The organism is Planktothrix tepida PCC 9214 (genome assembly GCF_900009145.1).
Taxonomy (GTDB): Bacteria; Cyanobacteriota; Cyanobacteriia; order Cyanobacteriales; family Microcoleaceae; genus Planktothrix; species Planktothrix tepida.
Map to the genome: position 1 here is coordinate 1 of NZ_LN889811.1, position 12,294 is coordinate 12,294.

General features: G+C 38.2%; 14 protein-coding genes. 4 read left to right on the forward strand and 10 right to left on the reverse strand.

Annotation, left to right across the window (positions count from 1 at the left end; all coding sequences use genetic code 11):
* A partial coding sequence (locus tag PL9214_RS19820) for a helix-turn-helix domain-containing protein (protein ID WP_500690250.1) occupies window positions 1-245 on the reverse strand: 245 nt, incomplete at its 3' end.
* 359 nt (window positions 246-604) lie between these two features.
* A complete protein-coding gene (locus tag PL9214_RS32935) occupies window positions 605-895 on the reverse strand; it encodes a DUF2949 domain-containing protein (protein WP_306341364.1) in 291 nt (96 codons plus the stop codon).
* A gap of 376 nt (window positions 896-1,271) precedes the next feature.
* Between PL9214_RS32935 and PL9214_RS19830 the strand changes: the two genes are divergently transcribed.
* Complete coding sequence (locus PL9214_RS19830) at window positions 1,272-2,072, forward strand: DUF362 domain-containing protein (protein ID WP_072720503.1); 801 nt, start codon at window positions 1,272-1,274, stop codon at window positions 2,070-2,072.
* Here PL9214_RS19830 and PL9214_RS19835 read toward each other — a convergent pair.
* The 6 genes from PL9214_RS19835 to PL9214_RS19860 all read right to left on the reverse strand — a co-directional run bounded on the left by PL9214_RS19835 (window position 2,047) and on the right by PL9214_RS19860 (window position 9,275).
* Window positions 2,047-4,131 carry a HAMP domain-containing sensor histidine kinase gene (locus PL9214_RS19835; protein ID WP_072720510.1) on the reverse strand — a complete coding sequence of 695 codons (2,085 nt, stop codon included), beginning with the start codon at window positions 4,129-4,131 and terminating at the stop codon, window positions 2,047-2,049. The genes PL9214_RS19830 and PL9214_RS19835 overlap by 26 nt on opposite strands.
* 56 nt (window positions 4,132-4,187) lie before the next feature.
* Window positions 4,188-5,585: an ABC transporter substrate-binding protein gene (locus PL9214_RS19840; protein WP_072720511.1), complete on the reverse strand. Its 1,398-nt coding sequence runs from the start codon at window positions 5,583-5,585 to the stop codon at window positions 4,188-4,190.
* A gap of 77 nt (window positions 5,586-5,662) precedes the next feature.
* Entirely contained in the window at window positions 5,663-5,917 is a 255-nt protein-coding gene (locus tag PL9214_RS32390) for a hypothetical protein (protein ID WP_072720504.1), read from the reverse strand.
* Window positions 5,918-5,976: 59 nt separating this feature from the next.
* Window positions 5,977-6,612, reverse strand: coding sequence for an ABC transporter substrate-binding protein (locus PL9214_RS19850; RefSeq protein ID WP_245824308.1), 636 nt, complete (start codon window positions 6,610-6,612; stop codon window positions 5,977-5,979).
* A gap of 26 nt (window positions 6,613-6,638) precedes the next feature.
* Complete coding sequence (locus tag PL9214_RS19855) at window positions 6,639-7,784, reverse strand: GGDEF domain-containing protein (protein WP_083580101.1); 1,146 nt, start codon at window positions 7,782-7,784, stop codon at window positions 6,639-6,641.
* Window positions 7,785-7,901: 117 nt separating this feature from the next.
* Entirely contained in the window at window positions 7,902-9,275 is a 1,374-nt protein-coding gene (locus PL9214_RS19860; RefSeq protein WP_072720506.1) for a GH1 family beta-glucosidase, read from the reverse strand.
* Window positions 9,276-9,570: 295 nt separating this feature from the next.
* Between PL9214_RS19860 and PL9214_RS19865 the strand changes: the two genes are divergently transcribed.
* Both PL9214_RS19865 and PL9214_RS19870 read left to right on the forward strand, forming a co-directional pair.
* Complete coding sequence (locus tag PL9214_RS19865; RefSeq protein ID WP_186440415.1) at window positions 9,571-10,179, forward strand: hypothetical protein; 609 nt, start codon at window positions 9,571-9,573, stop codon at window positions 10,177-10,179.
* Window positions 10,180-10,273: 94 nt separating this feature from the next.
* Window positions 10,274-10,480 (forward strand): hypothetical protein, encoded by a 207-nt coding sequence (locus tag PL9214_RS19870; RefSeq protein WP_072720508.1) that lies wholly within the window; start codon window positions 10,274-10,276, stop codon window positions 10,478-10,480.
* A 163-nt stretch (window positions 10,481-10,643) separates the two neighbouring features.
* Here PL9214_RS19870 and PL9214_RS19875 read toward each other — a convergent pair whose 3' ends face one another.
* Together PL9214_RS19875 and PL9214_RS32760 are read right to left on the reverse strand one after the other, a co-directional pair.
* Complete coding sequence (locus PL9214_RS19875) at window positions 10,644-11,207, reverse strand: mannose-binding lectin (RefSeq protein WP_072720509.1); 564 nt, start codon at window positions 11,205-11,207, stop codon at window positions 10,644-10,646.
* A gap of 158 nt (window positions 11,208-11,365) precedes the next feature.
* Complete coding sequence (locus PL9214_RS32760) at window positions 11,366-11,494, reverse strand: hypothetical protein (RefSeq protein ID WP_281250349.1); 129 nt, start codon at window positions 11,492-11,494, stop codon at window positions 11,366-11,368.
* Window positions 11,495-11,911: 417 nt separating this feature from the next.
* Here PL9214_RS32760 and PL9214_RS33275 point away from each other — a divergent pair.
* Window positions 11,912-12,294: HAMP domain-containing protein (locus PL9214_RS33275; protein ID WP_439331539.1), on the forward strand; the 383-nt coding region annotated here is incomplete at its 3' end.

The following is a 12,294-nucleotide window of genomic DNA, read 5'->3' on the forward strand; positions in this document are numbered from 1 at the left end:
ACCTTTTCCCCTAACTCATCCGATAACAATTTCCATAATTTGGGCCCGACATCCTGCTTGAGATACTCAGGAGTACAGCGATACTCTAAAGCAATTTCATGATATTTCTGACAATACCAAGTTCCCTGAATGACCGCTCGTTGTGCATCATTCAGGTGTTTTCCGGTTTTTTCAAAAACCAATGTATCGGTAATTGTCAGAGCCTCTTCAAAGTTCATCATGATCACAGATGCAACCAAGTTCATTACTAAGAGTGTATCCTGAACTTTTCTATCATAAGGTTAATTTTGAGTTCTTTGAGGAGATGGGGAGATAAAGCGATATTTCGTCAGGTTTATTCTGCTGTAACCGAAGGGTGAATGATTAAGGGTGATGTCGTCTCAAAAACAATTCCTGAAAAATCGACTGAAGGTTTAAACAGATAGGGATGGAATAATTTGTAACCCTTGAATAAGATTAAAGTCAGCCTTCAATGAAAGCTGACTTCGGGGAGTTAAATTGAGATTGTGGGCGTTGAAATCGTTTTGTTAAACGTCTTGACATAAACAAAATTTTTTCATATTGGATTAAGACACTTTTCTAAAATGGTTTAACCCCTGAAGAATTAAGCCACCAAAGAAGCCGAAAGATTAACGGTTTCCGTTCGTGAAGATTCGCAAAGATCCGGATGGGGATACAGTGTCGGTTTCGTTTCCATGATGCTGCCAAATCGCTCTAACCAATCAAAAATTCGATCAAGTTGTTCGAGTGTAATTAACCCATACTGCCACAGGATCATTGGTAACTGACCTGAATCCTGTTCTGGGTGGCGGAGTGCCATTGCAATTGAAGAAGCCGGGATCGCTAACTCCCACCGTAAAAATTGAATCAGTTGTGCTTGTTTAGGGGAAATCATAATTGAGGTTCCTACAAAAAAGAGGGGGTAAAAGTTAGACAACAGTAGAAATAAGATTCTACGATATTAATTCTATAGGGAATTGAGGGAAGTACAGTGATAGATATCGGGTTACTTCTGTGATTTAATCAACTGAATTGTGTGATCATCATCACAGGGGAAGGGATAACTTGACTGAGTTTCTACGAAATTTTGTTTTTAGAGTTCCCTAGAGACAATGTTGTTACGGTTTGGGTCAACATTGTTTTTTTATGATACCTTGTTCTTGAACTTTGAGTATCCTAGCTTAAAATTATTTGACAAAACTCTATTCATTAAAATTTTATTAAAAATTCATTAGAAAATTTCCCCTAAGATTACTATTTGAGATTGAGTTATGAGTCGTGATCGAGTCCAGGTGATCGGGTCGTCGAATTTTATCTATGAACCGCCCCAATCCGCACTAACGGCAAAACGGATTTTAGTGAAACCCAATTTAGGCTATCCTGTCCCGCCTCCTGTTACGGTCAGTCTGAAGGTATTAGCAACGGTACTGACCACTCTGCGACAGAAAAATCCCCAAGCTGAAATTTTCATTGTAGAAGGGGTTTGTTCTCCCGTGTCCCTGAGTGAAATTATTCGTCGTCTTGGGATTGATCAAATTTTAGGAGAAGGGATAGAAGTTTTTGATGCGGATACCTTACCTCTGACCGAATATCCGAATTTTTCCCCTCAACCGGTGCGGTTTAAATCCATGTTTGCTCCCAGACTATTAATGGAAGTAGACTGTCGGATTAGTGTGGCGGCTTTTAAACGAACAACTCTCAAAGGAGAACCCTTAATTTCTGCCTCTTTAAAAAATTTATATGGTTTGTTTCCTCGAAAACATTATCATGCTAGAAGTCTCTCCTCACGGGGACAATTACATCGTCCTTCTGTGCCGTTGATCTTACAGGATGTCTATTTCTGTATTGGACATTTATTTGATGGGGCTGTTGTGGATGGCGATCGCCAATTTATTAGTTTGGATTGGAAACCGGATCGAGGAAAATCAATTTCATTAGAAAAAGTTTTTTGGGGAGAAGATTTAATTGGTGTTGATCGAGAAGCCTGTCGGGTTGCGGGAGAAATGATTCCTAGTTATTTAGAACGGATTGATCAACTTCGCCAAATCACCCTGACTCAGAACGAAGAATAGGGAGTTTAATCATAAATTGTGTTCCTTCTCCAATTTTGGAGTCACATTTGAGTTGACCTTGATGCTGTTCAACAATAATTTTATAACTAATAGATAATCCTAACCCAGTGCCTTTACCAACAGGTTTTGTCGTAAAGAAGGGATCAAAAATTCGCCCTTTAATATCTGGAGGAATCCCTAAACCATTATCCCGAATTTCAATAGCAATCCATTCTTTATCCATCACCGTTGTCTGAATTATAATTTGAGGTTGTTTGATCACACAGGTTGGATTTTGATGTTCCCAGCATTCTTGTAAAGCATCAATAGCATTCGCAAGTAAATTCATATAAACTTGATTGAGTTGACCAGGATAGCAATTAATTAAAGGTAAGTCACCATAGTTTTTAATGACTTGAATTTCAGGGCAATAGGGGAGAGATTTAAGACGAGTTTGTAAAATTTGTAAGGTACTGTCAATTCCCTCATGAATATTAATTCTTTTTTGTTCAGATTCATCTAAACGGGAAAAGTTTTTGAGAGATAAAACAATTTCTTTAATTCGGTTAGCACCATCTTTCATCGATTGATAAACCTGGGGTAGATCAGTTTTAATAAATTCCAAATCAATTTCAGCAATAATTGCTTCAATTTCTTCCTGGGGTTCGGGATAATTTTTTTGGTAAACTTCCACTAATTGAATTAAATGTTTACCATAATCAGATGCAAAATCTAGGTTGCCATAAATAAAACTCACAGGATTATTAATTTCATGGGCAACCCCTGCTACTAAATGCCCTAAACTGACCATTTTTTCATTTTGAATCAGTTGAGATTGAGTTTGTTTTAATTCTTTTAAAGCATGAATCAGTCGTTGATTTTTATCTTCTAGTTCTTGAGTCCGTTCCGTTACTTTTAATTCTAAATTTCGATTATAATCTTCTAACTGATGATAATAAATTTGTAATTGAATCGTCATTTGATTAAAGGTTCGGGCGAGTAACCCAATTTCATTCTCACTTAAAATGGGGACTGTTTGCTGAAAATTTCCTTGACTAATAACACGGGCTGTTTTTACAATCGCTAAAATGGGTTGCACAATTTGGCGACCTAAAAAGAACATTGCGATCGCCATAACTCCTGATAAAATTAATCCAATCAATAAAATAGAACTGGCTAACTTACGGGCAGGAGTAAAAGCTTCCGTTTGAGAGCGTTCTACAATTAAAGCTAAATCTTTATTAGATAAAGAATAATAAACCCCGATCACAGGAACCCCTCGATAATTTCGATATAATCCTTCCCCACTTTTTCCCTGCATAGCTTGTTCAATTCCATCACTATTAATTCCATCAGGAAATTCATCTGATCCTAGCTTTTGAGACGCAATCAGAACATAACGATTAGATAAACCACTTCCCATATTTCCAACTAAATAAGTTTCTCCGGTTTTATCTAAATCAGTGCGTTGACGAATCACCTGATCAACTCGTTCTAAGTTTAAATGGGCTGCTAAAAGTCCTAAGCGTTTACCGTCTTGATCTAAAATTTGATCCGCTAACGTAATTTGGGGATAACCTGTAATGGGTGAACGATAAAAATTAGAAACAAAAGAGTTTTGATTATCCGATTGAATATCACTGTATTGCACTAAGGGTTGATATTTGCCGATTTGAGATGGGTCAGTTGAAACTAAAACTCGACCGCCACGAGACAAAATAAAAATTTCTTTTAACCCCGATTTTTCTCTCGTAAATGAACTTAAAGAAGCTTGTAATGACCTTTGAATATTTTTATAATCCTCACTAGATTTATCCAGGGTAAATAGTGTTTTTGCAGGAGTCCGAAGTTCAGGCATTTGAGCTATAGCTAAAACCACTTGACTTTGATCAAAGACCCAATGGTTGAGTTCTTCCCGTTTTAAGGAAGCTGCCATATTTAGTTCATTAAAAATTGAGTTTTTTAAGGATTCTTTAGCTTGATAAAAAGCCATATATCCAACGAGAGAAACAATGACTAACGATAAAATCAGAAAAGAACTCACAAGCTGGAATAATAAGCTTTTTTTCCAAAGATTCATAGGAAAAATTAGAATAGATGAAAGGGGATAAAATGTTACGATAAATCGGGAAGTAATCACTTCTGTTGCCACTGATCAAAAATTTCTTTGATCCGTTGAATTGCCTGATCGGTTGCCTGTTCTGGAGAGACCCCTTGAGTTAATACGGCTTTAATCGCTTGACCCCAAATATTTTCCGTTTGAACCTGAGCATAAGCGGGGTTGATAACATGATATAAAGGTTGAGTTTTATTGGATTGAAATTGTTGAGATGCCACTTTTAAATGAGGATCATTAGGATTTTGCCAAAAAGGATCATTCCAAAGTTGCCTCATAACCGGGAAATACCTTCCCCCAGTGCCTTGAACATAAGCACTAAGATTTTTAGGTTCAATGAGATAGGTCAGAAATTGTTGTGCTAGTTTTGGATTCTGAGCTTCCGAAAAAACCACCGCTTCTTTAACAGAAACTAAATGTTTCATCCGTTGACCCTTGGGGGTATTAGGAAAGAGTGCTGTCACCAGTTGATGTTGATAAATGTCTTGATCTTCCCGTTGGGAACCCGGAATGGATAAACTCGGATTGAGGGTCATAATGGTACTACGGTTCAAGAAATTAGTATTATTATCCGCATTCAACCAATTAATCGCAGCCGGGGGAACATTTCCCTGAAGATAAAAATTAGTATATTCATTCAAGGTATCTATAATTCCTTGACGAACAGTGGGTTGATCTAATTGTAAATTTCCCTGCTCATCGAAAAGTTGAACATCATGGGCAATTAAAAATTGTTCAAAAATTAAATAAGTATCTGAAGATTCAACGGACATCGGTAAACCTAAACCATAAATTTCCGTTTGTCCCGACGTTTTTAAATTAGCTTGAGCTTGTTGCCAAATCTGCCAAAATTCTGACCAATTTTGAGGTAAATTTTGAGGATCAATTCCCCCTTCTTGAAGTAATGCTCGCCAGTAGTGAATATGAAGCGTTTGCTCCATTAAGGGAATGGCATAATAAGACCGTTTTTGAGTAGCTTTATTCTTCAGATAAACTGATGCGATAGCACTGGGTTCATATAAGCTTTGAATCGGTTCCATCACCCCAGAAACATCCGCTAATTTTCCCTCCCAAGCCCATTGAGGAATTAAGGTAAAATCAGCCCGTTCGGAAAATAAAATATCTGGAGGATTTCCGACTTTTAAGGCTGTAATCGCTTCTTTTAAGGTATCATCTTCACTAAAAAAAGACAGCTTAACTTGATTCCCCGTTACTTGTTTCCAGTTCTCGACCACTTTTTCAATTGCTTCATCTTGTTCTGGATAATATCCTCGATTCCACCAGATGGTTAATTCTGATTTTTGTTGAATATTCTCAGGCTTTTTAGGGGATTGACTTGTACAAGTGATTAAAACGAAACTGACCATTAACAAGGCTATAAATCTTGCAAAGTGACGGGAAAATAAGTTTATTCTCATGGTTAGAACCATTTGGAAAATGTGGAGAAATTTAGGGTTTAGAATCAGGCAACTTGAAAAAGCTATCTTTTATTAGTTTACTCCTGAACTTTCCACTCGGCAAATATTGTTTGAATTTCAGCAATAGCCATCTCCGTTGCTGCTTCTGGAGATAAACCCTCAACAATGACCTGTTCTATTGCTTTTCCCCATACATTTTCAGCAAAAATTTGGGAATAGGGTGCAAACAGAATCGAAGACAACGGCGCAACAAAACGAAATTGTTCTGATGCGACCTTGAGATGGGGATCATTCGTATTATTCCAAAATGGATCTGATAACAGTTGTGGCATAACGGGGAAATAACGTCCAGCAGACCCTTTTAAATAGTTTAAAAGGATTTCTGGTTTTGCTAAAAAAGAGAGAAAACTTTTAGCTTCCTGGGCATGGGGAGAATTTTCATTTGTACCTCTTGCCAAAAAGCCCAGAAATTATTCCAATCTTTGGGAATATCACGTTCTTGAAATCCGGCTTCTTCCAGTAAATCTCGCCAATAATGGAGATGTAAAGTTTGCTGCTGAAGAGGTACACCGTAATAGCCAAATTTCTTAGATGTCTGATTGTAGAGATAAACCGATTGAATCGCGCTGGGAGTATAAAGGGTTTTGATAGGTTTAATAATATCGGAAACCTCAGCAACTTTACCTTCCCAAGCCGCTTTAGGATTGACGGCAAATTCTAACCGTCGATTATAAACAATATCGGGTAAATTTTGGGTTTCTAAGGCGTTTAGTGTTTGTTTTAAGTTTTCATCATCACTAAATAATGTCAGTTCTGCTTTGAGTCCAGTTTGTTGTTCCCAAGCTTTAATCACCGTTTGCAACGCTTCATCTTCTTCGGGATAAAACCCTTTTGTCCACCAAATAGTTAAAGGCGACTTGAGATTAGAAGTAGAGGTGTTTTGAGATAAATGTTGAGACTGTTCCGCACAAGTCACTAAAACCAAACTTATTATAAATAATAAGCTAAAAATCAAAAATTTTTTCATATTAACGATTGAGATTTCATTCAAAGTTAACACACGGATTTTTGATTCCGTTTCAGGCGTTTTTGGGTATACATTAATTCATCTGCTTGAGTGACTAATTCTTCCAGACGAGTATGATAACTGGGATTAAAATTAATACTGCCAACACTCATCGATAACTGAAAACTGAAAAAGCTATTTTCATTAAACTGATCAATTTCGTATTTTAAACGACTTTCTATATTTTCACAATAACCGATACAATTAGGAGCAAAAATTACAAATTCATCTCCTCCCAAACGGGCAACAATATCAGACTCTCGAAAGGTTTGTTTCAAAACTTGAGCCATAGCCCGAATCAAAGCATCTCCCTGGTCATGACCCCAAGTATCATTGACTATTTTTAAGCCATCTAAATCTATGAAAATGATCCAACAAGATGTGTGTAAACGTCGAGCTAACTTTAATTGTTGTTCAGCTAAAACAAAAAATCCCCGACGATTTAATAATCCGGTTAGTTCATCCGTTAAAGATAATTGTCTGACTTCTGCTTCTGCTTTTCGTCGTTCTCCAATTTCTTCAGCTAATTGTTGATTTAAAGTTTGTAATTGGGAAGTACGATGGCGGACTCGTTGTTCTAATTCAGAATAAACTTGAACATTTTCCATCGCTACTGCGGTTGTATCGGCTAAAGCTTGTAATAATTTCACTTCTTCAGCAGTCGGTTGATGCAAAATTGCCCAATAAATTCCAATCGCCCCAATCGGGTCAAGGGTACGAATGGGAACCATTGCTAAACTCTTAACAAAGGTGGGTTGATAGGCGGCATAGGGAACTCGTTCATCCCCATAAATATCAGAAATAATTGCAGGTTGACGATGAATCATTGTCCAACCTCCAAGACAAATTTCTATCGGAAATCTTTGACCTTTCCACAGAGGAGCAATGGAATCTTCATCAGCATAAAAACATTGATCCTGATCTCGCAAAACAAAACTCGCCCCGTCAGATTTGGTCAGTTCGCGGGCTGCGTGTTTAACAATCGTCATAATGGTTGGCAAATCCCGCGCCAGAGAAAGTTCCTGCACAACAGTAATTAACCGTTCCATCGCTTGATAATACCCAGGTTGGATACTGTGAGGTTCGCCCGATTGGAGAGCCGGGGTAATAGGGGAAGAAAGTATTGTATTCATAACAAAAGTTAGCTAGGAGAAATAAATAAAAATATTAAACTCTCGGCTAAAACTGAATTTTTTGCTAACACTTTGAGTCTAAGTTGTTTCTGACTTCCCCTAGGCTTAAAGATGAGGCTAAACGACCCGATTTTGCCGAATACATTCAGCATACCATTGAAAACTGGCTTTAGGGATGCGTTTTTGTGTAATATAATCCAGATAAATTAAGCCAAAACGACGTTGATAACCCCAAGCCCATTCAAAGTTATCCATTAAGCTCCAAACGAAATATCCTTTTAAGGGATATCGTTCAACAAGAGCACGATAAGCTGATTTAAAATGCTGACGTAAATACATAATCCGATCCGTATCGATGACTTCTCCTTGGGGAGTTAATTCATCTTCGGCTGCACAGCCACTTTCTGTAATTAAAATAGGTAAATCTGCTCGATCTAAGGTTTCACTGATATGACGAATTCCCCAATAAATACACTCAGGAACGATATTCAACCAAGGCATATTCATGCGAGGATATCCTTTAGGTAGTCCCAGAAATTCAAACCCCTGAGAATTATCAGATGCACGGACATAAGTTGCTGAGTAAATATTTAATCCTAATTGGTCTAAGGGCTGATGAATAATTTCTAAATCTCCGGGTAAAATATCCGGGGCTTCATTTCCTAATAATTCCAATAAAACGGGACTATAGGAACCGGTTAAAGCCGGAAAGATAATTCCCCCATTTTCACCACAAAGGGCAAAGGCTTTTTGGGCGGCTAAAATATTTTCTGGTGTTTCTGTAATGGGAACTGTTACCGCACAATTATCGACTAAAGAAACGGTACAAGGAACCGTCGAATTTGCCCGAATGGCTTGCACCCCTAACCCATGAGCTAATAAGGCATGATGGGAGGTTTGCCAAACTTCTTTGGGGCGGGAAACAATGGTTCCCGGTGCATGGGGAGGAAGGGCATTGACTTGATAACCTAAATGGGTAAAACAAGGAATTTCATTAATGGTCATCCAAGAGGTAATGCGATCGCCTAATTTATTAACAACAACCGCCACATAATCGGCAAAATCCTGAGCCATTTCTCGACTACGCCAAGACCCATATAAATCCTCTAAAGCTTGGGGACTATCCCAATGAAATAAAGTCGCATGGGGGGTAATTCCATTCTTTAATAAGGTATCGACTAAACGTTGATAAAAATCCAGTCCAGCTTCATTCACAGTTCCTCGTCCATCGGGAATAATTCGCGACCAAGCAATACTAAACCGATAATGTTTAATTCCTAATTCAACCATCAGTTGAATATCTGTTTCATAACGATGATAATGATCACAAGCAGGATCACCCGTTTCCCCATTTAATACCCGTCCAGGGGTTTGACTAAAGGTATCCCAAACACTGGGTTTCCGTCCTCCCTCCGCCACAGCACCTTCAATTTGATAAGATGCTGTCGCCACTCCCCACATAAAATCCGGTGGAAATTGATTCCTCACCATTGACAAGAAGCTCCTCAATATAATAAATTTATTCAACAGAGAATTCTTTAATTAGAAATAGTTTAACAGCAACAGAGCCAAGGATTGTGATTGCTAGAGGAGATAAATCAGTGTTATTATTGAGTATTTACTGCGAGGATATTATTTAAGGAAATTCTATAGAAGTGTTAGAATAATAGGAACGGATAGCCCTATCGTGCTACCCAATTTTTTGTGACCCTAGACCGGGGTTGCTTCCAAGCGAAATAAAACGGTATATTCCTTACTGTTGAACAATCCTAATTCAATGAGGACTATGATGCTAAACCGATTCAAAGCAATTTATAGGATAGTGATTTTAGGTTTAGGGTTGGTTTTCCTCCTGGGAATCACACCTGTTTGGGCGGCGAAGTCTCTTCCTGAACCGAATGATCGAGGAAATTATATGACTAAATCCGATCATTTATATTGGCAAGTGGTTGATTCCGATCCAAATGGATTAAATTGTCGCATGGGAAATGCCCCGATTGAAGAGATTTGGAATCCTGATAACCCCGGATTTCCAGCTATTAGTAGTTGGCCGGCTGTCACCACTTTAAAACCGGATGAAGTGTTCCGGGCACAACCGAGCTATGGCGGTTTTGTAATTACCTTTGATGATCAATTTCTACCTTGGATTTTTGTTAAGAAAAAACCCGATGGCACACCTGCAAACTGTTTTGTAAGGGCGAATAGTGCCTTAATTAAACCTGTTGAAGAACCAATAGATAATAACGTTTCTACCCAACCGATTGAAGAACCAATAGATAATAATATTTCCACCCAACCTGTTGAAAATCCAACGGATAATAACGTTTCGACTCCAGCCGTTGAAACGCCTCCCGAACCCAGTATTGACGACACTGAACCCTTTATTGATTTGTAATCACCTCTGGTTTCTAGGTTCAACCTGGAAACCAGAGATAGGAAATGCTGAAACCTGTTTTAACTTTTGTTATCCGTAGAAGATGTTCAACAATATGGAGACAAAAGACACTGATCTTAAACAGCAGGGTAAAAATTGGACTAAAATTAATCAGTCTTTGGTTAGTGCCAGCGACGATAATTTGTTGGCATCTTCTTCTCAACGCTATGATAAATTTATTCAACAAATCATCGTTTTAAGTCAGCAAAACTTTGGATTATCTGAAGTGCAACTTCAATCTCGCTGTGGCAATGTCTATTAAGTTGTGAGGTATAATTTTCCTCGATGCGATCGCATTTCTCATAAACATAAAAAGCGATCACGCTCCTTTGGGAAAGATACGCGATCGCCCTTCATCAAAAATAGCTTAACAATAAATAGCAAATGGTGATTGAGCAACTGACTCAAATTCAACCCAAATTTTTTTAATTCCAACTTTCTCGGAATCTGTTGAGATAATCCTCAAATTCTTGATCGTTATCGAAATGGGATCTGAACTCTTGATCTGCTCTCATCTCGCTAATAATTCTTTCTACATCCTCATTAGCCTCAGCCTCATTAAAGGCGACTGGTTCATCTGTTGGCTCACTGGTATATTGAAGTTCTCCATCAATGTTTTCAATTCCAGTTAGACGGAGACTGGTTGAAACATAATAACCCGCTCTGGTTCGACATCGAGCAGAAATGACATCTCCACGAATCGAGATATCATCACAAGACTGATCAAAATTAGCAGGTCTCCAAGAAGAAGTGACCTTGAGAGTTCCATCAATATTTTCAATCCCTTTCAACAATAAATCAGTCTGATTCAGTGATTGATCTCTTCTTCTGCAAGTCGCTTCTAATACCGAACCGTAAATATCAATATCTTCGCAGGTCAGTTGATAACTACTTGAAGCCGCATTAGCAGATAAGGGACTGGTAATCAGTGCCAAGCTAAAAACAAATATTAAGACCGAGATCGCCTTAATCCAACGATTTAAGTTCACTTTAATTACTCCTTGTATTTGTGAGTTTTTACCTAAAGATTGAGGTTTGTCTTTCCTTTCTACACTAATAAGACGTTTCCCAAGCTCAATTTCTGAATTTTTTGAGTTAGAGGCGTTTTTTTCTAAATCAATCCACCAATAAACTCTCTTTTGTCACTTTATAAGTTCGTGGTTAAATTTGCCACCATTCCATTGAGTTCGCTAATTTCACTTAAGATATCCGGGTCACTGAAAGACTTAAGGGCATCCCCATACTCTTTGACGTTCCCGGCTTTTTGTATTGCCAAGTTGATTCGCTTTTCTAGGTGATCAGACAGTTGGGAGATTTTATTGGTTAATACTATATCCCTCTTCTGTCAGTCTCCGAGAAGTAAAATTAGAAAATAAACCAGATGGGTAGCTAGAAGGGGGATAGGGTAATGGATGTAGAATTACAGATGATCAAACATTTAGCCCGAGATGCACAACCAACAGTTTCAGTGATTGATGAATATTGTCAAGGTTATAAAGACCTATTCCCAGAAGTGAGAAGTTANCTCGAACTGAAAAATACGATTAACACAATGGTAGACCAATTAAACTCCTTTGCTTCTGAAGTAACACGGGTGGCGCGAGAAGTCGGTGCAGATGGAAAATTGGGAGGACAAGCAGAAGTTCGAGGCGTTGCAGGAACTTGGAAAGATTTGACGGATAGTGTTAATTTTATGGCAGGTTCCTTAACAGCCCAAGTGCGAAATATTGCAGAAGTAACGACGGCGGTAGCGAATGGAGATTTATCGAAAAAAATTACCGTTGATGTTAAGGGTGAAATTTTAGAATTAAAGAATACGATTAATACAATGGTAGACCAGTTAAATTCCTTTGCGTCAGAGGTAACAAGAGTTGCAAGGGAAGTAGGAACAGAAGGCAAGTTAGGCGTACAGGCGGAAGTTCGAGGAGTTGCAGGTACTTGGAAAGATTTGACCGATAGTGTTAACTCAATGGCGGGAAATTTAACTGCACAGGTGAGAAACATTGCAGAAGTAACGACGGCTGTAGCTAATGGAGATCTGTCTAAGAAAATTACCGTTGATGTTAAGGGTGAAAT

Bases quoted from the DNA above. Each gene is read 5' to 3' on its own strand.
- PL9214_RS19830 (WP_072720503.1), top strand. From the start codon at position 1,272: ATGAGTCGTGATCGAGTCCAGGTGATCGGGTCGTCGAATTTTATCTAT.
- PL9214_RS19840 (WP_072720511.1), bottom strand. From the start codon at position 5,585: ATGAGAATAAACTTATTTTCCCGTCACTTTGCAAGATTTATAGCCTTG.
- PL9214_RS32935 (WP_306341364.1), bottom strand. From the start codon at position 895: ATGATTTCCCCTAAACAAGCACAACTGATTCAATTTTTACGGTGGGAG.
- PL9214_RS19855 (WP_083580101.1), bottom strand. From the start codon at position 7,784: ATGAATACAATACTTTCTTCCCCTATTACCCCGGCTCTCCAATCGGGC.
- PL9214_RS19860 (WP_072720506.1), bottom strand. From the start codon at position 9,275: ATGGTGAGGAATCAATTTCCACCGGATTTTATGTGGGGAGTGGCGACA.
- PL9214_RS19835 (WP_072720510.1), bottom strand. From the start codon at position 4,131: ATGAATCTTTGGAAAAAAAGCTTATTATTCCAGCTTGTGAGTTCTTTT.
- PL9214_RS19850 (WP_245824308.1), bottom strand. From the start codon at position 6,612: ATGAAAAAATTTTTGATTTTTAGCTTATTATTTATAATAAGTTTGGTT.
- PL9214_RS32390 (WP_072720504.1), bottom strand. From the start codon at position 5,917: ATGCCACAACTGTTATCAGATCCATTTTGGAATAATACGAATGATCCC.
- PL9214_RS19870 (WP_072720508.1), top strand. From the start codon at position 10,274: ATGGAGACAAAAGACACTGATCTTAAACAGCAGGGTAAAAATTGGACT.
- PL9214_RS19865 (WP_186440415.1), top strand. From the start codon at position 9,571: ATGATGCTAAACCGATTCAAAGCAATTTATAGGATAGTGATTTTAGGT.